This window comes from Mesorhizobium sp. CNPSo 4661, assembly GCF_057784215.1.
The window spans coordinates 172,246-191,319 of sequence record NZ_JBWGIO010000015.1; the positions used below are offsets into that span (position 1 = coordinate 172,246).

Genomic DNA, 19,074 nt, shown 5'->3' on the forward strand with positions numbered 1-19,074 from the left:
TCAAGCTCCTATCGCGCGGCGGCGCTGGCGCCATTGATCGAGAACGACCGCGCCGACGATGATCACGCCCTTGACCATCTCCTGATAGTAGGCATCGAGGCGCAGGAAGGTGAAGCCGGAAATGATGACGCCGAAGATCAGCGAGCCGATCACGGTGCCGATGATCGAGCCGCGGCCGCCCGACAGCGAAACGCCGCCGATGACCGCCATGGCGATGGCGTCGAGCTCATACATCACGCCCATACCGGATTGGGCGGTGAGGTTCTTGGAACAGAGCACCACTGCCGCGAGCGAGGCGAGGATGGCAGCGATGACGTAGACCAGCACCTTGTGGTTGGCGATCTTGATGCCCGACATGCGCGCGGCATCCTCGTTGGAACCGATGGCGTAGCAGTGCTTGCCGTATTTGGTGTAGGTCAGGATCAGCTGGAACAGGATTGCCAGCGAAATGAAGATGACGACCGGCATCAGGCCCTTGCCGATTGCCGCGAAGCTTTCGGTCGGAAACGAGATCGGCTCGCCCTTGGACCACCATTTGGCGATGCCGCGCGCGGTGACCATCATGCCGAGCGTGGCGATGAAGGGCGGGATGCGCGTGTAGGCGATCAGCAGGCCGTTGACCAGGCCGGCGATGAGGCCGCAGCCTATCGCGACCAGCAACGGCACGATGACCGGAAGGTCGATCCAGCCATACGACAGGAACATGGCCTTGGGGTTGGGGTTGCCGTTGACCGTCGCCACCTGGGCGAAGCTCATGGCGATCATGGCGGTGGCGCCGACGACCGAGCCGGAGGAAAGGTCGATGCCGCCGCAGATGATGACCTGCGTGACGCCGATGGCGATGATGCCGACAATCGACACCTGCAGGATGATGATCTGCAGGCGCTGCTCGTTGAAGATCGCGTCGACGTTCGGACGCGTGTTGAACAGAAAGCTGTCGCCGAGGAAGACCCGGCCAATCAATTCGAACAGGCCCACCAGGATGACGAGCGCCAGGAGAACGTTGAACTCGGGCGGCCAAGGGCGCTTCTTGGCATCATAGGTGAGCCCACCAACGCCATGCGATGTCTGTGCCACGATTTTCTCCTCCTTGGGCCGCGTTCGCCCACCCGCCCGGGAGGGCGGGTGGAAGCGAGGAGCGGCACTGTTCTTCGTGTATCGGCTTCGGACGCCTGGTTCGGCCCGCCATCCTGAAGCGCCGCTCCTTATGAACCGGCCCGTGGCCTCAGTTCTTCTTCAGGAACTTGTCGATGTTCGCCGGCGTGACGAGCTGGAACGGAATGTAGACCTTGTGGTCCACCTTCTCGCCCTTGGCGAGCTTCAGCGCCGCGTCGAGCGCGCCAGCACCCTGACCGGCCGCATCCTGGAATACGGTCACCTTGAGGTCGCCTGCTTGCATCGAGGCCAACGCGTCCTGCGTGGCGTCGACGCCGCCGACGATCATGGTCTTCATGTCGATATTGGCGGCCTTCATCGCCTGGATGGCGCCGATGGCGCTTTCGTCGTTGTTGGCGATGACACCGTCGAACGGCTTGGCGGTCGACAGCCAGTTGGTCATCAGGTTCTGCGCCTGGTCGCGCTGCCAGTTCGAGGTCTGCTTGTCGATGATCTTGATGAAACTGCACTCCGGCGTGGCGATCACGTTGTCGATGTCCTTGGTGCGCTGCACCGCGGCCTGGTTGGAAAGCTCGCCCATGATCACATAGACATTGGCTTCCTTCTTGCCGGCTTCCTTGAAGAGGCGGCAGACTTCCTTGGTCTCGAGCGTGCCGGAATCGGCCTCGTTCGAAGCGACGAAGGCCTGGTTGTCCGGCAGCGAGTTGACGTTGACCGGCTCGCGGTTGACGTAGACCAGCGGGATCTTGGCAGCGGCGGCCGCGTCCGACATCGCCTGCGTGGCCGAGGTGTCGACCGGGTTTACGATGATGGCGTCGACGCCTGAGGCGGCGAAGTTCTTGATCTGGTCGAGTTGCTTGGCCACATCGTTCTGCGCGTCCTCGACCTGAAGCTCGACGCCGCTCATGCCCTTGGCCTGCGCGATCATGCCGTTGCGCAGCACGGTCAGGAAATTATCGTCGAAGCGCGCCATCGAGACGCCGATCTTGGCGGCGAAGGCGGATGAACACATCAGCGCCGAAAGCGCGACGCCCAAAAGCAGTTTCTTCATTTTATCTCTCCTCCACTTGGTGTCCGGCTGCACCCATTTTGAACCGGAATCCCCGGTTTGCCCGGGGAATCTCTCCCTGCGGCCATGCGGCGCTGCCAATTCGATGGAGCGCCTCGTCCTCCGCTCGAAACAGACGCTTCGGAACGAAAGAACCAAAAAGCCTAGCTAGTGAAATATTTATTCCATTTCGTTTGGAAACGTCAAGGGTGATTCCGACCGAGGCGGCCGGTTTTTCGATCACTATCGACGTGACGAAGACCATGATGGGCTGGATTCGCCGCAAACCGCCATGAAAGAATCCATCAGTCTGATGGATTCTTTCACATTGCTCCGGGGTCAGTTCCCAGACGCAGGGATTTTTGAAAGGTTGCCGTTTGTCTTGGTGTAAGGTTCTTCGTTCATTTCCGTGAAATCAGCGCAAACGCCAGGGATTGGCTGAAGCCGCCCCAACCTCGTCATTCTATGGCGGAGCAAGGAGCGAAGCGACGCGGCGCAGACTATAGAATCCATGCCGTGACTTGGAAGCGCTGCCACGGTACAGAATTTTGCTCCGTTGCACGCCTTGGCGAAGGTAACGGCATGGATTCCAGGGTCTTCGCGACGGAGCTTCGCTCCTGCTCCGCCCTAGAATGACGATCGCGAAGGGCGTTTCGGCCAATCCCCAAGGCATGCCGCCTGCCGACGCAACAGAGCCGACCGATCAAAACCCCTGTGCTGGAGACCTAGATGTTTTCAGGCAGGTAAATGTCGAAGGGCAGGAAAGTCTGTCCGGGCGCATTGGCCGCGCCGCTTTCGATGGCATGCGCCATCAGCCCGACGAGTTCCCGGCAGAGCGCCGCGAGCGGCGTCGAGATCACCATGGTGAGGATGTTGTCGGCGAGCGCCGCGCGCGAGACGGCGTTGATCTCGTTGCAGATGACGACCGGCATCTCGGCCGGGCGCGCCGTCCTCAGCGCCGAGACGGCGCCTTCCATGCCACCGCCGGCGACGTAGCAACCGGCAAGATCGGGATGGCGCGCCAGAAGATCGAGCATGGCGTCATGCGTCACGTCATTGGCCTCGAGGTTGACCAGCGTCTCCATCACGGTGAAATCCGGCGCGTGCTCGCGGAAATAGGAGCGGAAGCCGATCTCACGCAGTTCATGGCCGTGGAAGCGGTGGCTGCCGACGAAGAGCGCGACCTTGCCCGGCTTCCTGGCCGCCTTGGCGATCATCCACGCGGCGCTGCGCCCGACCTTGCGGTTGTCGAGACCGACATAGCCCTCACGGATGCCGGCGGCGAAATCGGACAGCAGCGAGAAGACCGGCTGCCCCCTCGCCTTCAGCGCCTCCACGACCGCCGTCAGCGTCGGGTGATCCGGGCCGACAACGGCGACGGCTCTCGATTTGGCCGCCAGTTTGCGCATCTGGTCGGCGATCTCATCGGGCGCCAGCGACGTGGCGAAGTCGATCGCAGCGGTGCCGCGGAAACGTTGCGACTGCGAAACCGCCAGCTCGAGCTCCCTGGCGAAATCGCCATAGAAGACATCATTGCCCCTCAGCAGCAGGAAACCGAGCCGGTATTCCGGCAATTCCTGGCGCATGCGCTGCTTGATCAGCCCGGCCGCATGATAGCCGATCTCGGTGGCCGCCTCGTAGACCCGGCGCGCCGTTTCCTCGCGCACCCGCAGGCGGCTGTTCAGCACTCTGTCGACGGTGGCGACGCTGACGCCCGAGACGCGCGCGAGATCGGTAATGGTCGGCCGCTTTGCCATGAATGCTCCATCGCTTGTCCGGATCAGGATAGCCCAATCTGATAGGAAATGATAGAAACTATCTTCCTGATGTTGAGACTATCATAGGCTGGCGGTATGTTGAAGTGGAAGCCGGCCATGGACGAGCCCGGACTTGCCGGAGCCGTTCGCCAGGCGCTGTTGGAGGAACCTCAATGACGGCCATGACGTCTTCGGCGGCGTCGCCACGCGACTACAGCCTGACCGGCCGCGATGCAAAACGCGCGGTCGAGAACGGGCTGGCGGCGGCCGAGTGGTACCACACCGAGATCCCGCGCAAGCAGATGAAGGAACTGATGCAGCGCTCCGACCAGCCGGCGATCCGCGACACCATCACCTGGCTGGCCGCTTTCGTCGTCAGCGCCGCGGGCGGCATCTGGTTCTGGGGCAGCTGGTGGTGCGTACCGTTCCTGTTCGTCTATGGCACGCTCTACGGCTCCTCGAGCGATTCCCGCTGGCATGAATGCGGCCATGGCACGGCCTTCCGCACGCAGTGGATGAACGACGCCGTCTACCAGCTCGCCTGCTTCATGATCATGCGCAACCCGGTGACCTGGCGCTGGAGCCACACGCGCCACCATACCGATACCATCATCGTCGGCCGCGACCCCGAGATCGCCGTCATGCGGCCGCCGGACCTTGCGCGCGTGGTGCTGAATTTCTTCGGCATTCTCGACGCCTGGCACGCGATGGTCGACATGGTGCGCAACGCCGCCGGCGTCATCAGCGCCGCCGAAAAAACATTCATTCCCGAGCAGGAGCAGCCGAAGGCGATCCGCGTGGCCCGCATGTGGCTCGCCATCTACATCGCGACCATCGCCCTGGCCCTCTACCTGCACTCCTGGCTGCCACTGATGCTGATCGGCCTGCCCCGGCTCTATGGCGCCTGGCACCACGTCTTGACCGGCCTGCTGCAGCATGGCGGGCTTGCCGAGAACGTCACCGATCACCGGCTGAACAGCCGCACCGTTTACATGAATCCGATCAGCCGGTTCATCTACTGGAACATGAACTACCATGTGGAACATCACATGTTCCCGATGGTGCCCTATCATGCGCTGCCGAAGCTGCATGCGATGATCAAGCACGACCTGCCGGCGCCGACGCCTTCGATCCTGGCCGGCTATCGCGAGATGATCCCGGCCTTCCTGCGCCAGCTGCGCAACGAGGACTATTTCCTCAAGCGGGCGCTGCCGCCGACGGCGAAGCCCTATCGCGAGGAACTGCATAACGACATTCCGATGGCCGCCGCCGCGGAGTGAGGCCGAAGGAAATTCAAGGATATTCGCTGGAGGACGAGATGAGCGACTGGGTCGAGGCCTGCGCGGCCGGAGACATCGATGAAGAGGACGTGATGCGGTTCGACCATGCCGGCCGCACCTTTGCCATTTATCGCAGCCCGGACGACGAATATTTCGCGACCGACGGCCTGTGCACGCATGAAAAGGTGCATCTGGCCGACGGGCTGGTGATGGACGACATCATCGAATGCCCCAAGCACAATGGCCGCTTCAACTACAAGACCGGCGACGCGCGCGGCGCTCCGGTCTGCGTCAACCTCAAGACCTATCCGGTCAAGGTCGACGCCGGCAAAATCCTGATCCAGATCGGGTGACGACGATGGCAGGGATGCTGATCATCGGCGCCGGCGAATGCGGCGGCCGCGCCGCGCTGGCGCTGCGCGATCTCGGCTTCGAAGGGCCGGTGACGCTGGTGGGCGACGAGCCGCATCTGCCTTATGAGCGGCCGCCGCTGTCGAAGGAAGCGATGACCGGCGAGGCGCCGGCCATCAAGGCGATCGCCAGCGACGAACTCCTGGCCGAGCGCTCGATCCGGCATGTCCGTTCCGTCCGGGCCGCCGCGATCGACCGCGCCGCGCATGTCGTGCAGCTGTCGGACGGATCCTCCCTTTCCTACGACAAGCTGCTGCTGGCGACCGGATCGGTGCCGCGCAAGCTGCCGATGCCGGGGCTTGGCGGCCGTTGCGTCTATCTCAGGACCTTCAACGATGCTTTGGCCATCCGTGCGCATCTCAGCGCCGGCAACCGCGTCGCCATCATTGGCGGCGGCTTCATCGGCCTCGAGCTTGCCGCCGCGGCGCGCAGGCTTGGCGCCACTGTCACCGTCATCGAGGCGCAGCCGCGCATCCTGATGCGCGGCGTGCCGGCCGAGATCGCCGAAATCATCCACAAGGCGCATGAAGCCGAGGGCGTTGCGATCCGCACCGGCCAGGGAATTGCCGCGATTGCCGATGACGGCAAGGAGGTCGGCATCACGCTGGCCGACGGGCAGACGATCGTCGCCGACCTCGCGGTGATCGGCATTGGCGCCGTGCCGGTGACGGCTCTTGCCGCCGAAGCCGGACTTGCGGTCGACAACGGCATCGCCGTGGACGAACATTTGCGTACCGAAGACCCGGATATCTTCGCCGCCGGCGATTGCTGCTCCTTCCCGCTTGCGGTCTATGGCGGCCGGCGGGTGCGGCTGGAGGCCTGGCGCAACGCACAGGAACAGGGCGCGCTGGCTGCGAAGAACATGCTGGGCGCCGATGAGGCGCATGCCGCCGTGCCGTGGTTCTGGTCCGATCAGTACGGGTTGACGCTGCAGATCGCCGGGCTGTCGGACGAAGGCCGCTCGACGGTGAGGCGCGATCTCGATGACGGCGCCTTCATCCTGTTCCACCTTGCCGAGGACGGCAGGCTGGTCGCCGCCAGCGGCATCGGCCCCGGCAATGTGGTGGCGCGCGACATCCGCCTGGCGGAGATGCTGATCGCCAAGCGGGCGAGCCCTGCGCCGGAGGCGCTCGGCTCGCAGGCGGTCAAGCTGAAGTCGCTGCTGGCGGCGTAACGTCTGACCTAAAACAGCGCCTTCAGCTCATCCAGCTTGTCGTTGACCAGCCAGCCGTAATAGTTCTCCTCGGGCAGCTTTTCCGGCTCGCCGGCGGCGCGGCGCTTCTCGTTCTCGGCCTTCAGCGCATAGGCACGCTGCTCGGGATTGCCGACATTGTAGAGCGTGGCGGTGAGGCCCGGATTCTTCGAGATGTCGAAGCCGGCGATGTTGCGGTAGGCGTCGATCGACTTCTTGATGGTGGCAGCGACGTAGGGCAGCGTCAGATCCGGGTCCATGATGGTCTTGTAGACCGTGTTGGGATCGCCGACGTCGAGCCTGGGCAGGCCCGAGACCTTGTGCACCAGGTCGCTCATCTGCAACGCCGTCAGCGGGTTCAACTGGCCGAGGCCGAAGGTCTGGCCGGCATAATAAGGCTGGAAGAAGGTCGCGCCGAAGCGGTCGTCGGGGAAATCCTCGCCGCCGACGGTCTTGCCGCGGAAGGCATGGTTCCACACCTGCTCGCGGCATTCCCACAGATCATAGCTGTCGTCCGTGCCGGCGCATTTCTTGAATTCCGGCCGCTGGATGAAATCGCTGACGTCCTCGCCCTCATAGGCAAAGGTCAGCTTGCTCGACAGATACGACATCGCCTTGACGTAATAGGTCTGCAGCCGGTCATAGGCGTCGACATTGTAGGTGTGCTCGCCGACGATGGCGCCGACAATATGCATCGGATCGATGCCGTAGGCAGCCGCCACCTTCCTGATCTTGCCGCGCAGCTCGGCGTCGTTCTGCAAGAGCGCGTAGACCTTGCGGTACTTGGCCTGGAACGTGGTGTTGGTGGCCTGGGTGCGCCGGCTGGAGGCGCCCGGAATATCCGGCTGCACAGCGTTGCGGTTGCCCGGCGGCACCATGGTCGCGGCATCGGCAATCGCCACCGCCGCCGCCAGCGCAAGACCAACAAGGAGAAACAGGTACTTCTTCATTCGCCGCCGCCTTGGGACGGCTCGGCTATCGCCGATCCACCCCAACCAGTTGATTGAACGCAATTTCAGACGGAAAACCGCTTTCTTGAAATTGCTTTCGGAATGCGCGGCAACCTAGGTAAAGCGCCCGCCAGAGTCGAGAGAAGGCTGCCGACGGCGACCAAAAATGGTGGCCGGATGCTTCCATTTGGCCACACCTGATGGAGCGAGCGTTTTTCGGGCCGGCCCGAAGGCCAGCCCGAAACCCCGTTTAAAGGATGAACCGCGACAGGTCGGTGTTGCGCGACAGGTCGCCGACATGCTTCTCGACATAGGCGGCGTCGATGGTGACGGCGGTGCCGTTGCGGTCGGGCGCGTCGTAGGAAATCTCGTCCAGCACGCGCTCCATCACGGTCTGCAGACGCCGCGCGCCGATATTCTCGACGCTGGCGTTGAGGTCGACGGCGATGCCGGCAAGCGAATCGATGGCGTCGTCGGTGAAGGTCAGCTCGACGCCTTCGGTCTTCATCAGCGCGATATACTGCTTGATGAGGCTCGCTTCCGTCTCGGTGAGGATGCGGATGAAATCCGCCTTCTCCAGCGCGCGCAGCTCGACACGGATCGGCAGGCGGCCCTGCAGCTCCGGCAAAAGGTCGGACGGCTTGGAGACGTGGAAGGCGCCCGAAGCGATGAACAGGATATGGTCGGTCTTGATCGGCCCATATTTGGTCGCAACCGTGGTGCCTTCGACCAGCGGCAGCAGGTCGCGCTGCACGCCTTCGCGTGACGGGCCGCCCGAAATGTCGCTCCTGGCCGCGATCTTGTCGATCTCGTCGAGGAAGACGATGCCGTCATTCTCGGCCGATTCCAGCGCCCTGCGCACCACCTCGTCCTGGTCCAGCAGCTTGTCGGACTCGTCATTGACCAGGAGCGCGTAGGAATCGCGCACGGTAGTCTTGCGGGTCTTGGTCTTGCGACCGCCCATCGCCTTCGACAGCATGTCGTTGATGTTGAGCACGCCGACATTGGCGCCCGGCATGCCGGGAATCTCGAAGCCCGGCATGCCGCCGGTGCCGGTGTCGGCCACCTCGATCTCGATCTCCTTGTCGTCGAGCTCGCCGTCGCGCAGCTTCTTGCGGAAGCTGTCGCGGGTGGCCGGGCTCGCCGTCTTGCCGACGAGGGCTTCCAGCACGCGTTCCTCGGCGTTGACCTGGGCGCGCGCGCCGACGTCCCCGCGCATTTTTTCGCGCGCCAGGCCGATGGCGACCTCGACGAGGTCGCGCACGATCTGCTCGACATCGCGGCCGACATAGCCGACCTCGGTGAACTTGGTGGCCTCCACCTTGACGAAGGGCGCGCCGGCCAGCCGCGCCAGGCGGCGCGAGATCTCGGTCTTGCCGACGCCGGTCGGGCCGATCATCAGGATGTTCTTCGGCATCACCTCTTCGCGCATCTGGCCTTCCAGTTGCTGGCGGCGCCAGCGGTTGCGCAAGGCGATCGCCACGGCGCGCTTGGCGTCCTTCTGGCCGATGATGAAGCGGTCGAGTTCCGAAACGATTTCGCGGGGAGAAAAGGTGCTCATAAGACTCAAATTCCACTTTGCCACTGCCTGATGGACTCGAACGGATGCAGCAGCATGATCACGTTGAGCGTCAGATTGTCCCGGATGATGTAGCCCGTGCCGAGCTCGAAGATGAGCGCCAGGGCCACGATCACCCATATAGGTAGCTTTCGCGCCATCACAAATCCCAGCGCCATGAACAGCGTGTCGGACACCGAGTTGATGATGGAGTCGCCGTAATAGTTGAGCGAGATCGTGCCGGCGCGGTAGCGGTCGATGATGATGGGGCTGTTTTCCAGGATCTCCCAGCCGCCCTCGATGAGGACGGCGAAGGCGAGCCTTAAGCCCACCGGCGAACGCGGAAACAGGAATGTCGCCAGCGCGTAGAACAGGAAGCCGTGGATGATATGCGAGAAGGTGTACCAGTCGGCGATGTGCTGGGAATTCTCCGGGCTGTTGACCACACCGTGCCAGAGTTTCACGTAGCCGCAGGTGCAGATCGGCGGATGGCCCATGCCGTAGAGCACGCCGGCCTGGAAAACGACCAGGGCGAGCACCAGCAGCAGGCCCATGCGCCAGCTGTCTTCGTAAGCGGAAAGCGTCTTGTCCCCTTCAGGCGCGATCATCCAGTCAGTCCCCCAGATTTTCGTCGTCATCGGCGTCGACGGCCATCAGCACGACGTCCCCATATTGCGATTGCCTGCGGCCGATCGGTCTGAAGCCGGCCTTCTCATAGGCGCGGATGGCGCGGCCATTGTCGGGATGCGGATCGATGATGACGCGCGGCGCGCCTTCCTCGAAAAGCTCGTCGACGAACTGGCGCACGATGGCCGAGCCATGACCGACGCCGATCAGCTCCGGCGGACCGATCGTGAGGTCGATGCCCAGCGTGCCGAAGGGCTGATCCGCATAAGGATGGTCGTCCTCCATATGCGGGTCATAGCTCTGCAGATAGGCGATCGGCCTGCCGTCCAGCTCGACGATCAGCGGCTCCACCGAGACCGAATCCATATGCTCGCGGATCTCGGCGATCTCCTTGCCGGGATCGTCCCACCACTGGGCGACATGCGGCTCGCGCAGCCACCGGGCAATCGTTGGCAAGTCTTCTTCGGTCACCGGCCGAAATTCGTAACTGTCTTCTCTTTCGACCATGATCTCTTCCGAAAACCTGTGACCACTTTTCGGGATCATAGCCGCTCAAGCGGCATCGAGCGTTTCGACGACAAAATTGTTGTTGGTGTAGACGCAGATGTCGGACGCGATCTGCATGGCCTTGCGGGCGATCTCCTCGGCATCCTTGTCGGTGTCGATGAGGGCACGGGCCGCGGCCAGCGCGTAATTGCCGCCGGAGCCGATGGCCATGACGCCATGCTCGGGCTCCAGCACGTCGCCATTGCCGGTCAGCGCCAGCGAGACCGACTTGTCGGCGACCAGCATCATGGCTTCCAGGCGGCGCAGATAGCGATCGGTGCGCCAGTCCTTGGCGAGCTCGACGCAGGCGCGCGTCAGCTGGTCGGGATATTGTTCGAGCTTGGCCTCGAGCCGCTCGAGCAGGGTGAAGGCGTCCGCCGTAGCGCCGGCGAAGCCGGCAATGACGCTGCCGCCCTTGCCGATGCGGCGCACCTTGCGGGCGTTGCCCTTCATGATCGTCTGGCCGAGGCTGACCTGGCCGTCGCCGGCGATCACCACCTTGTTGCCCTTGCGCACGCTGATGATGGTCGTGGCGTGCATGGTGAGTTCATTCGACATTTTCTGCTCCGATTCGCGCTATCCCTTGAAGGCGATTGGCGCGGTACGAGTGAGTTTTGATCGGCCATATGTATGCATAGGGCGAACGATTGCAAACCGCCGTCCGGCAAGGGCGATAACGACCGGAATGGCAACTGGCAATCGCCGGATCATGCTGATAGAAGGCTCTCGTTTTCAAGCCCCCGGGGCTCCGAACGGGCAACAAGGACAGAGCGATGACGCGTTCCGCCGAAGTCAGCCGCAAGACCAAGGAAACCGAGATTTCGGTCTCGGTCCATGTCGACGGCAAGGGCAAAGCCGATATTTCGACCGGCGTCGGCTTCTTCGACCATATGCTCGACCAGCTATCGCGGCATTCGCTGATCGACATGACGATCAAGGCCAAGGGCGACCTGCATATCGACGACCACCACACGGTCGAGGACACCGGGATCGCGATCGGCCAGGCGCTGAGCAAGGCGCTGGGCGAGCGGCGCGGCATCATGCGCTATGCCTCGATCGAGCTTGCCATGGACGAGACGCTGACCAGGGCGGCGATAGACGTCTCCGGCCGGCCCTTCCTGGTCTGGAACGTCGCCTTCACGTCGCCGAAGATCGGCACGTTCGACACCGAACTGGTGCGCGAGTTCTTCCAGGCGCTGGCGCAGAATGCCGGCATCACGCTGCATGTGACCAATCATTACGGCGCCAACAACCACCATATCGCCGAAACCTGCTTCAAGGCGGTGGCGCGGGCGCTGCGCGCAGCACTGGAGCCCGATCCGCGCCAGCCCGACGCGGTGCCATCCACCAAGGGATCCCTGAAAGGCTAGCCCTATGGCGATCTATGTCGTGATGCAGCCGCCGGCCGGCGACAACAAAGCCAGGGACGCAATTTTCGTGCGCGACAGCTTCACCTGGCTGGGCTTCCTGGCCGCGCCGCTCTGGCTCGCCTGGCACCGTCTGTGGATCGAGGCGGCCCTGACCTTCGTCGTCATGGCGATCCTGTCGGTGACCGGCGAGAAGCTCGGACTCGAAGGGGCCGGGTCGTTGCTGTCGCTGCTGGTCTCGCTCTATGTCGGGTTCGAAGGCCAGGCCCTGCGCATCGCATCACTGCGCCGGCGCGGCTGGCGGGAATGGGGCGTCGTCGAGGCCGGCAATCTTGGCGATGCCGAGACGCGCCATGCGCTGGAAACCGGCGAGGATGGCGAGGAGGCGGCACCGATGCCGCGCATCGTGCCGGACGCATCGCTCGCCCGTCCGCCGCAAACCGGCATGGCGCTGGGGCTGACCCATACGCCTGGAAGGCCCTGACATGCGGGTAGCCATCATCGATTACGGCTCGGGCAATCTGCGCTCGGCCACCAAGGCCTTCGAGCGCGCCGCGCATGAGGCGGGTCTTGCCGCGACCATAGAGCTGACGGCCGACGCGGAGCGCGTGCGTTCCGCCGACCGCATCGTGTTGCCGGGCGTCGGCGCCTATGCCGACTGCGCCGCCGGCCTGCACGCGGTGCCGGGCATGTGGGAGGCGGTGGAGGAGGCGGCCATCGCCAAGGGGCGGCCTTTCCTCGGCATCTGCGTCGGCATGCAGCTGATGTCGGAACGCGGCCTCGAAAAGACCGTCACCAGGGGCCTCGGCTGGATCGCCGGCGACGTCAAGGAGATCACGCCGTCGGATCCGGCGCTGAAGATCCCGCAGATCGGCTGGAACACGATCGACGTTACCCGCCCGCATCCGCTGTTTTCCGGCATCGAGACCGGCGCGAAGGGATTGCATGCCTATTTTGTCCATTCCTATCATCTCGAAGCGAAGAATCCCGCCGAAGTGCTGGCGACCGCCGACTATGGCGGGCCGGTGACGGCCGCCGTTGCCCGCGACAACCTTGCCGGCACGCAATTCCATCCCGAAAAGAGCCAGGCGCTCGGCCTGGCTCTGATCACCAATTTCCTGAAATGGAGGCCCTAGAGATGAGCAAGAAGGGCTATTGGATCGCGCTGATCGATGTCCACGATCCAGACGTCTACAGGCAATACATCGAGGCCAATGGGAAGGCCTTCGCCAAGTATGGCGCGAAGTTCCCGGTCCGGCCCGGTCGTTACACCAGTCCGGAGGGGCCGACAGGCAACCGCCATGTGGTGGTGGAATTCGAGTCCTATGAGACGGCGCTCGCTTGCTACGAGTCGCCCGAATACCAGGAAGCCTCAAAATTCCGGCTCGCCGCTTCGACCGGCCATTTCGTCATCGTCGAGGGCGCCTGATCCATGATCCTGTTTCCGGCGATAGACCTCAAGGACGGCCAATGCGTGCGCCTTAAGCACGGCGATATGGCCACCGCCACCATCTACAATGACGATCCCGCCGCGCAGGCGAAGGCCTTCGAGGACCAAGGTTTCGAGTGGCTGCATGTCGTCGACCTCAACGGCGCCTTCAAGGGCCAGAGCGTCAACTCCGCCGCGGTCGGCGCCATCCTCAAGGCGACGAAAAACCCGGTGCAGCTCGGCGGCGGCATCCGCACCCTGCCGCAGATCGAGGACTGGCTGGATCGCGGTCTCACCCGCGTCATCCTCGGCACGGTCGCGGTGCGCGAACCTGAGCTGGTGAAGCAAGCCTGCAAGGCTTTCCCGGGCAAGGTCGCCGTCGGCATCGACGCCAAGGGCGGCAAGGTCGCGGTGGAAGGCTGGGCCGAAGCCTCCGAGCTCGGCGTCGTCGAACTGGCGAAGAAATTCGAGGGGGCCGGCGTCGCCGCCATCGTCTACACCGATATCGATCGCGACGGCGTGCTGACCGGCATCAACTGGGATTCGACCATCGACCTCGCCGAGGCGGTGTCCATTCCGGTGATCGCATCCGGCGGCCTCGCCTCGATCGCCGACATCGTGCGCATGACCATGCCCGACGCGAAGAAACTGGAAGGCGCGATCTCCGGCCGCGCCCTATATGACGGACGTATCGACCCGGCCGAGGCGCTGGCGATCCTGCGCGGCGAGCGGGCGGAGGCAAGAGCGTGAACATTTCCATCATCCTGGCCTCCTATGACAGCGGCCATTTCCACGGTGGCTGCGGCCAGGGCCCGGACGCGCTGATCTCAGGCGGACTGGCCGAGGCGCTGAAGCTCGCCGGCCATGAAGTCGAGGTGCATGACATCGGCAAGGTGGTCGAGGACGAAGACGAGCGCGAGATCAGCACCGGATTCGCCGTCTGCAACGCCGTTTCCGGCCAGGTCCGCATTGCGCTGGACAGGAAGCGGTTTCCGATCGTGCTGGCGGGCAACTGCCTGACTGCCGCGGGCGCCGTGGCCGGCGCCGGCGCCGACGCCATCATCTGGGCCGACCAGCATGGCGACCTCAACACGCCGGAAACCACCACGACGGGCTTTCTCGACGGCATGGCGCTGGCTGTCGCGCTGGGCCTGTGCTGGCGGCCGATGGCCAACCAGATCCCCGGCTTCAAGCCGGTCGATCCATCACGCTGCGTTCTGGTCAATGCGCGCGACCTCGACGAAGCCGAAAAGGTGCTGTTGAAGACGCTGCCCGTAATCCGGACCGAGTGCCCGGACTGGAAGGCTGCTGCGCAACGGCTGAAGGTCGACGGCGCAACTCGGGTGCATATGCATGTCGACCTCGACGTGCACGACCCCGAAAAGCTGCAAGCCAACCGCTACACCACGCCCGGCGGCCCGGCGCCGGAGCAGATGCGCATGGCGATGTGCGGCCTCGCCGGGCCGCTCGCCATCGCGGGGCTGACCATTTCCGCCTACGATCCGGCCTTCGACCCCAAGGGCGACGTGCCGCCGCTGGTCGGCGAGCTGGTGGTCGACCTGCTCTCGACCCTGGAAGGCAAGTGATGCTCAAGGCCCGCGTCATCCCCTGCCTCGACGTCAAGAACGGCCGCGTGGTCAAGGGCGTCAATTTCGTCGATCTGATCGATGCCGGCGACCCGGTCGAGGCCGCCAAGGCGTACGACGCGGCCGGCGCCGACGAGCTCTGCTTCCTCGACATCACCGCCTCGTCCGACAATCGCGAGACGATCTTCGACGTGGTCGCCAGGACGGCCGAGCAGTGCTTCATGCCGCTCACCGTCGGCGGCGGCGTGCGCCAGGTGGCCGACATCCGCAAGCTGCTTCTGGCCGGCGCCGACAAGGTGTCGATCAACACGGCGGCGGTGAAGAATCCAGACTTCGTCGCGGAAGCCGCCGACAAGTTCGGCAACCAGTGCATCGTCGTGGCGATCGACGCCAAGAAGGTCTCCGCGCAGGGCGAGACCGACCGCTGGGAGATATTCACGCATGGCGGACGCGAGAAGACGGGCATCGACGCAGTCGAATTCGCCAAGACGATGGTCGATCGCGGCGCCGGCGAGATCCTGCTGACCTCGATGGACCGCGACGGCACCAAGGCCGGCTACGACCTTGCGCTCACGCGCGCGATCGCCGATGCCGTGCGCGCGCCGGTGATCGCTTCCGGCGGCGTCGGAACGCTCGATCACCTGGTCGAAGGCATCCGCGACGGCCATGCCGGCGCGGTGCTTGCCGCCTCGATCTTCCATTTCGGCACTTACACGATCGCCGAGGCCAAGGCGCATATGGCCAAAGCCGGCCTGCCGATGCGGCTGGACTCGGCCGCCCATCGGACTTAAACCACTGCTATGGCTCAATTTTCGCTCGCCGAGCTGGAAACGATCATCCATCAGCGCGCCCATTCCGGCGACGCTGACTCATGGACGGCGAAACTGTTCGCCAAGGGCATGGACAAGGCGGCGCAGAAGCTCGGCGAAGAAGCGGTCGAGACCGTGATCGCCGCCATCCGTGGCGACAGGCAGGCGCTCGTTTCGGAAAGTGCCGATCTTCTGTATCATTGGCTGGTCGTCCTCGGCATAGCGGGCATTCCGCTGGACGACGTGCTGAAAGAGCTCGAAGGCCGCACCAGCCGCTCGGGCATTGTCGAAAAGGCGTCCCGGTCAAAGGGCTGACCGGTAAGAGGGTAGGAAACCCGATGGACCAGTTGGCTCCGACCGAGAAGTATTCCCCCTATCGTTTCTTCTCCGCCGAGCAATGGTCGCAATTCCGCGCCGACACGCCGCTGACGCTGACGGAAGACGAGATCGACCGGCTGCGCTCGCTCAACGACCCGGTCGACCTCGAAGAGGTCAAGCGCATCTACCTCTCGCTGTCGCGGCTGCTCTCGGCCCATGTCGAGGCAAGCCAGTTGCTGTTTCGGCAGCGCCAGGCCTTCTTCAAGGCGCAGGACGTCGTCAAGACGCCCTTCATCATCGGCATTGCCGGCTCGGTCGCGGTCGGCAAGTCGACCACGGCGCGCGTGCTGAAGGAGCTTCTGGCGCGCTGGCCGTCGAGCCCGAAGGTCGACCTCATCACCACCGACGGTTTCCTCTTGCCCAACGAGATCCTGCGCCGCGAGAACCTCATGGAGCGCAAAGGGTTCCCCGAGAGCTACGACGTCGGCGCGCTGCTCAGGTTCCTGTCCGGCATCAAGTCGGCGCAAAGCAGCGTCATCGCGCCGGTCTATTCACACCTGACCTATGACGTCATCCCCGGCGAGTTCGTCACCATCGACCGTCCGGATATATTGATCTTCGAAGGCATCAACGTCTTGCAGCCGGGAAAGCTGCCGAAGGACGGCAAGATCGTGCCGTTCCTGTCCGACTTCTTCGATTTCGCCATCTATATCGATGCCGACGAGAAGCTGATCCATCAGTGGTATATCCAGCGCTTCATGCGCCTGCGCGAAACCGCCTTCCGCAACCCGGACTCCTTCTTCCATCGCTATTCGCAGCTTTCGCAGGATGCCGCGCGGGCCATCGCCGAAGGGCTCTGGGCCAACATCAACCTGAAGAACCTGCGCGAGAACATCCTGCCGACCAGGGCGCGCGCCGATCTCATCCTGCGCAAAGGCGCCAACCACCTGATCGAGGAAGTGGCGTTAAGGAAATTGTGACCCGCTTAACGGCGTCTTAGGCAATCCCGACTAGCTTCGCCAGCCGGACTCCAACTGGGAGACGGTGCTGGCGCTGGCTTCCATCCTGGTGCCGGTGCTGAACGTCGCAAGTTTGTCTTCACGGGAAGCGGTCCCATGAGCTCCAGCAGTTCCCCCTGCACCAAAGGAAGGAGCCGATGACCGCCGTTCTGGACAGCTCATCTGCGGACGCGCCAATCGGCGAAGCGCGCAAGACGCGGACATGGACGGTGGTTCTTTGCTTGCTGGTGCTGGCAGCCGCCGTTCCCTGGCAGATGCGATGGGGCGTCATACCCGACACGAGCTGGGTGATCACCTTGTGCGAGAAGATGCTTGCCGGGTCACGGCTCTATGTCGACATTTTCGAAGTCAATCCGCCTTTCACGCCTTGGATGTTCATGCCGGCCGTGGCGCTCGCGCACAAGATCGGTATCTCGCCGGAAATCGCGGTTCATGTCTACAGCTATGCGATCTGCCTGGCAGGATTGGGCCTTGCCGCATGGATCGCCAGGCAGGCCGGTCTTGCCGAGAACCGCGCTCTGTTTGCGATGTTGCCCCTGTTTCTGGCGCTGCTGGTCATCTTCCCCGGCAATGCCTTCAGCGAGCGGGAGCATCTTGGGATCGCGCTGTATTTGCCGTTGCTCATGCTGACGGCCTGGCGCGCGGCGCCAATTGACGGTCGAACACCCAGCCTGCCGGTGGCCCTCCTTGCCGGATTGAGTGGCAGCATCCTGGTTCTGGTGAAGCCCTATTATGCACTGGTCGTGCTCGTTCCGGCTCTCTACGCAGCGTGGAGCCGCCGGTCGATCCGGACGCTTTTCGCCGTCGAGTACTGGGTGATCGGCCTGGTGTGCGTCGCGTATGTCGTCGCCGTGCAGTATTTCCATCCGGAATTCCTGAGCGTCATCTACCCAGTGCTGGCCGACACCTATATGCGGATGCAGAAAATGTATGCGTTGCTGACGACCTATGTGCCGATCTATGTGGTCGCGCTCGTGGCGCTGCGCTTCGTTCGGCCGGGATTGCCTTTGTCGCCTCTGGTCAGCGTATTCACGCTTGCTTCGCTGGCTGCGACCGTGCCGCTGATCTACCAGGCAAAAGGCTGGGCCTATCACGCATTTCCGGCCTTCAGCCTGATTCTGGCGGCGCTCCTGTTGAGGATGGCGCAAGCGGCCCCGGCAACCTACAAGTCGCCGGGGACGGCAATGGAACTGGGGTGCAAGACGCTGCTGGCTGCCATCATTGCCGCCGCCGCCATCCCGTTCATGCAAACACAGAAGCTCAATGCCGAGTTTGTCGCCAAGATCGAGGCGGCGACCGATCGGCCGACTGTCGCGCTTGTCGGCGCCGACATCTCGGGGGGCCATCCACTTACCCGCATGCTCGGCGGGACGTGGATTTCACGCGATTGCAGCGATTGGCTGGGTTATTCGGCGCGTTATCTTTCGGGCCTCGCAACCCTGGAGGGCGACAGGGAGACGGCATCGCACTATCGGCAGATCGTCGATCGCTACGTCGAGAGCAAGCTCGCCGAACTCGAAACCAAACAGCCCGCCGTGATCATCATCGAGAAAAAAGACAGGGGCTGGATTGCGGAGCTTGTCCGGCGGCAGGACTACGTTAACTTCCTGCGCGGCTACCAGCAGATTGCCGAGAATGACGACCTTCAGGTGCTGCTGCGCAATCCAGGAACTGGCCAGGCCGAGTGATCCGTTGCCGCCCTTTTTGGGTAGGTCGCGAGGAAAAGTATGAGCGGTCAGTCTCGGCAACTTCGCCGAAGCGACGCGGGCGCGGCGACCTCATCCTTCGCAAGGGCGCCAACCACCTGGTCGAAGAGGTAGCGCTGCGGAAGGTTTAAAGCGCGTCGCGCTGAGACGGATTCAGGCGACGCGTCTAAAGTGCGTCGCGTGAAAACGGATTCACACAACGCGCTTTAGAGCGGGATGGGATTACCACCGGTCATATCCAGAGTTTGCGAAGTAGTTTGAGCACTCGATCGGTGTGACACCGTTGAGGATCTGTCCGATCGCCTGGCAGACGGTTTCGACCGTGCGACTTGCGGCCTTTCTGAGCCAGTGCTTG

Annotated in this window: 21 protein-coding genes; 13 read left to right on the forward strand and 8 right to left on the reverse strand. The window is 63.5% G+C overall.

Annotated elements, in window-relative coordinates; genetic code table 11:
* From AC0YKC_RS23245 to AC0YKC_RS23255, 3 genes are all read right to left on the reverse strand, one after another.
* Positions 1 to 1,077 carry an ABC transporter permease gene (locus AC0YKC_RS23245; RefSeq protein WP_320294008.1) on the reverse strand — a complete coding sequence of 359 codons (1,077 nt, stop codon included), beginning with the start codon at positions 1,075 to 1,077 and terminating at the stop codon, positions 1 to 3.
* A 148-nt stretch (positions 1,078 to 1,225) separates the two neighbouring features.
* A complete protein-coding gene (locus AC0YKC_RS23250) occupies positions 1,226 to 2,167 on the reverse strand; it encodes a sugar ABC transporter substrate-binding protein (protein WP_320294007.1) in 942 nt (313 codons plus the stop codon).
* A 722-nt stretch (positions 2,168 to 2,889) separates the two neighbouring features.
* The gene (locus AC0YKC_RS23255; protein ID WP_320294005.1) at positions 2,890 to 3,921 is read right to left on the reverse strand and encodes a LacI family DNA-binding transcriptional regulator; all 1,032 of its coding nucleotides are present in this window, start codon (positions 3,919 to 3,921) and stop codon (positions 2,890 to 2,892) included.
* Positions 3,922 to 4,103: 182 nt separating this feature from the next.
* Here AC0YKC_RS23255 and AC0YKC_RS23260 point away from each other — a divergent pair, with 182 nt between their 5' ends.
* From AC0YKC_RS23260 to AC0YKC_RS23270, 3 genes are read left to right on the forward strand one after another with little or no spacing between them, the layout of a single operon-like run.
* Positions 4,104 to 5,201 (forward strand): fatty acid desaturase family protein, encoded by a 1,098-nt coding sequence (locus tag AC0YKC_RS23260; protein ID WP_488512741.1) that lies wholly within the window; start codon positions 4,104 to 4,106, stop codon positions 5,199 to 5,201.
* A gap of 38 nt (positions 5,202 to 5,239) precedes the next feature.
* Positions 5,240 to 5,554, forward strand: a complete 315-nt coding sequence (locus tag AC0YKC_RS23265; protein ID WP_488512729.1) for a MocE family 2Fe-2S type ferredoxin — start codon at positions 5,240 to 5,242, stop codon at positions 5,552 to 5,554.
* Positions 5,555 to 5,568: 14 nt separating this feature from the next.
* Positions 5,569 to 6,786, forward strand: a complete 1,218-nt coding sequence (locus AC0YKC_RS23270) for an NAD(P)/FAD-dependent oxidoreductase (protein WP_488512742.1) — start codon at positions 5,569 to 5,571, stop codon at positions 6,784 to 6,786.
* 8 nt (positions 6,787 to 6,794) lie between these two features.
* Here AC0YKC_RS23270 and AC0YKC_RS23275 read toward each other — a convergent pair whose 3' ends face one another.
* From AC0YKC_RS23275 to hslV, 5 genes are all read right to left on the reverse strand, one after another.
* Positions 6,795 to 7,754 (reverse strand): DUF1402 family protein, encoded by a 960-nt coding sequence (locus AC0YKC_RS23275; RefSeq protein ID WP_488512730.1) that lies wholly within the window; start codon positions 7,752 to 7,754, stop codon positions 6,795 to 6,797.
* 250 nt (positions 7,755 to 8,004) lie between these two features.
* On the reverse strand, positions 8,005 to 9,315 hold the full coding sequence (gene hslU / locus AC0YKC_RS23280) for an ATP-dependent protease ATPase subunit HslU (RefSeq protein WP_320294001.1): 1,311 nt from the start codon (positions 9,313 to 9,315) through the stop codon (positions 8,005 to 8,007).
* 5 nt (positions 9,316 to 9,320) lie between these two features.
* Positions 9,321 to 9,920 carry a DUF2585 domain-containing protein gene (locus AC0YKC_RS23285; protein ID WP_488512743.1) on the reverse strand — a complete coding sequence of 200 codons (600 nt, stop codon included), beginning with the start codon at positions 9,918 to 9,920 and terminating at the stop codon, positions 9,321 to 9,323.
* Positions 9,921 to 9,924: 4 nt separating this feature from the next.
* On the reverse strand, positions 9,925 to 10,446 hold the full coding sequence (locus AC0YKC_RS23290; RefSeq protein ID WP_488512731.1) for a GNAT family N-acetyltransferase: 522 nt from the start codon (positions 10,444 to 10,446) through the stop codon (positions 9,925 to 9,927).
* Positions 10,447 to 10,491: 45 nt separating this feature from the next.
* The gene (hslV, locus tag AC0YKC_RS23295; protein WP_040986886.1) at positions 10,492 to 11,043 is read right to left on the reverse strand and encodes an ATP-dependent protease subunit HslV; all 552 of its coding nucleotides are present in this window, start codon (positions 11,041 to 11,043) and stop codon (positions 10,492 to 10,494) included.
* Positions 11,044 to 11,258: 215 nt separating this feature from the next.
* Here hslV and hisB point away from each other — a divergent pair, with 215 nt between their 5' ends.
* The 10 genes from hisB to AC0YKC_RS23345 all read left to right on the forward strand — a co-directional run bounded on the left by hisB (position 11,259) and on the right by AC0YKC_RS23345 (position 18,701).
* Positions 11,259 to 11,855 carry an imidazoleglycerol-phosphate dehydratase HisB gene (hisB, locus tag AC0YKC_RS23300; RefSeq protein ID WP_488512732.1) on the forward strand — a complete coding sequence of 199 codons (597 nt, stop codon included), beginning with the start codon at positions 11,259 to 11,261 and terminating at the stop codon, positions 11,853 to 11,855.
* Between the two features lie 4 nt (positions 11,856 to 11,859).
* A complete protein-coding gene (locus AC0YKC_RS23305; RefSeq protein ID WP_488512733.1) occupies positions 11,860 to 12,336 on the forward strand; it encodes a DUF2628 domain-containing protein in 477 nt (158 codons plus the stop codon).
* A gap of 1 nt (position 12,337) precedes the next feature.
* Entirely contained in the window at positions 12,338 to 12,988 is a 651-nt protein-coding gene (gene hisH, locus AC0YKC_RS23310) for an imidazole glycerol phosphate synthase subunit HisH (RefSeq protein ID WP_488512734.1), read from the forward strand.
* Positions 12,989 to 12,990: 2 nt separating this feature from the next.
* Positions 12,991 to 13,281 (forward strand): DUF1330 domain-containing protein, encoded by a 291-nt coding sequence (locus AC0YKC_RS23315; protein ID WP_320293996.1) that lies wholly within the window; start codon positions 12,991 to 12,993, stop codon positions 13,279 to 13,281.
* A 3-nt stretch (positions 13,282 to 13,284) separates the two neighbouring features.
* Positions 13,285 to 14,031, forward strand: a complete 747-nt coding sequence (gene hisA, locus AC0YKC_RS23320) for a 1-(5-phosphoribosyl)-5-[(5-phosphoribosylamino)methylideneamino]imidazole-4-carboxamide isomerase (RefSeq protein WP_488512735.1) — start codon at positions 13,285 to 13,287, stop codon at positions 14,029 to 14,031.
* The gene (locus AC0YKC_RS23325) at positions 14,028 to 14,867 is read left to right on the forward strand and encodes an arginase family protein (RefSeq protein ID WP_488512736.1); all 840 of its coding nucleotides are present in this window, start codon (positions 14,028 to 14,030) and stop codon (positions 14,865 to 14,867) included. Before hisA ends, AC0YKC_RS23325 begins: the two co-directional genes overlap by 4 nt.
* Positions 14,864 to 15,658: an imidazole glycerol phosphate synthase subunit HisF gene (gene hisF / locus AC0YKC_RS23330; protein WP_434724781.1), complete on the forward strand. Its 795-nt coding sequence runs from the start codon at positions 14,864 to 14,866 to the stop codon at positions 15,656 to 15,658. Before AC0YKC_RS23325 ends, hisF begins: the two co-directional genes overlap by 4 nt.
* Positions 15,659 to 15,667: 9 nt before the next feature.
* Positions 15,668 to 15,991: a phosphoribosyl-ATP diphosphatase gene (locus AC0YKC_RS23335; protein WP_320293992.1), complete on the forward strand. Its 324-nt coding sequence runs from the start codon at positions 15,668 to 15,670 to the stop codon at positions 15,989 to 15,991.
* Positions 15,992 to 16,014: 23 nt separating this feature from the next.
* Positions 16,015 to 16,974, forward strand: coding sequence for a type I pantothenate kinase (gene coaA, locus AC0YKC_RS23340; RefSeq protein WP_140801608.1), 960 nt, complete (start codon positions 16,015 to 16,017; stop codon positions 16,972 to 16,974).
* A 176-nt stretch (positions 16,975 to 17,150) separates the two neighbouring features.
* Positions 17,151 to 18,701, forward strand: a complete 1,551-nt coding sequence (locus AC0YKC_RS23345; protein WP_488512737.1) for a hypothetical protein — start codon at positions 17,151 to 17,153, stop codon at positions 18,699 to 18,701.
* Positions 18,702 to 19,074 lie beyond the last annotated feature (373 nt).

Excerpts from the sequence above, each read along its gene's own strand:
- AC0YKC_RS23255 (WP_320294005.1), bottom strand. The coding sequence starts at position 3,921 with ATGGCAAAGCGGCCGACCATTACCGATCTCGCGCGCGTCTCGGGCGTC.
- AC0YKC_RS23270 (WP_488512742.1), top strand. The coding sequence starts at position 5,569 with ATGCTGATCATCGGCGCCGGCGAATGCGGCGGCCGCGCCGCGCTGGCG.
- AC0YKC_RS23345 (WP_488512737.1), top strand. The coding sequence starts at position 17,151 with ATGACCGCCGTTCTGGACAGCTCATCTGCGGACGCGCCAATCGGCGAA.
- AC0YKC_RS23285 (WP_488512743.1), bottom strand. The coding sequence starts at position 9,920 with ATGATCGCGCCTGAAGGGGACAAGACGCTTTCCGCTTACGAAGACAGC.
- AC0YKC_RS23315 (WP_320293996.1), top strand. The coding sequence starts at position 12,991 with ATGAGCAAGAAGGGCTATTGGATCGCGCTGATCGATGTCCACGATCCA.
- AC0YKC_RS23290 (WP_488512731.1), bottom strand. The coding sequence starts at position 10,446 with ATGGTCGAAAGAGAAGACAGTTACGAATTTCGGCCGGTGACCGAAGAA.
- hisA (WP_488512735.1), top strand. The coding sequence starts at position 13,285 with ATGATCCTGTTTCCGGCGATAGACCTCAAGGACGGCCAATGCGTGCGC.
- hslU (WP_320294001.1), bottom strand. The coding sequence starts at position 9,315 with ATGAGCACCTTTTCTCCCCGCGAAATCGTTTCGGAACTCGACCGCTTC.
- hslV (WP_040986886.1), bottom strand. The coding sequence starts at position 11,043 with ATGTCGAATGAACTCACCATGCACGCCACGACCATCATCAGCGTGCGC.
- AC0YKC_RS23265 (WP_488512729.1), top strand. The coding sequence starts at position 5,240 with ATGAGCGACTGGGTCGAGGCCTGCGCGGCCGGAGACATCGATGAAGAG.
- AC0YKC_RS23275 (WP_488512730.1), bottom strand. The coding sequence starts at position 7,754 with ATGAAGAAGTACCTGTTTCTCCTTGTTGGTCTTGCGCTGGCGGCGGCG.
- AC0YKC_RS23335 (WP_320293992.1), top strand. The coding sequence starts at position 15,668 with ATGGCTCAATTTTCGCTCGCCGAGCTGGAAACGATCATCCATCAGCGC.
- hisB (WP_488512732.1), top strand. The coding sequence starts at position 11,259 with ATGACGCGTTCCGCCGAAGTCAGCCGCAAGACCAAGGAAACCGAGATT.
- coaA (WP_140801608.1), top strand. The coding sequence starts at position 16,015 with ATGGACCAGTTGGCTCCGACCGAGAAGTATTCCCCCTATCGTTTCTTC.
- hisH (WP_488512734.1), top strand. The coding sequence starts at position 12,338 with ATGCGGGTAGCCATCATCGATTACGGCTCGGGCAATCTGCGCTCGGCC.
- AC0YKC_RS23305 (WP_488512733.1), top strand. The coding sequence starts at position 11,860 with ATGGCGATCTATGTCGTGATGCAGCCGCCGGCCGGCGACAACAAAGCC.
- AC0YKC_RS23250 (WP_320294007.1), bottom strand. The coding sequence starts at position 2,167 with ATGAAGAAACTGCTTTTGGGCGTCGCGCTTTCGGCGCTGATGTGTTCA.
- AC0YKC_RS23260 (WP_488512741.1), top strand. The coding sequence starts at position 4,104 with ATGACGTCTTCGGCGGCGTCGCCACGCGACTACAGCCTGACCGGCCGC.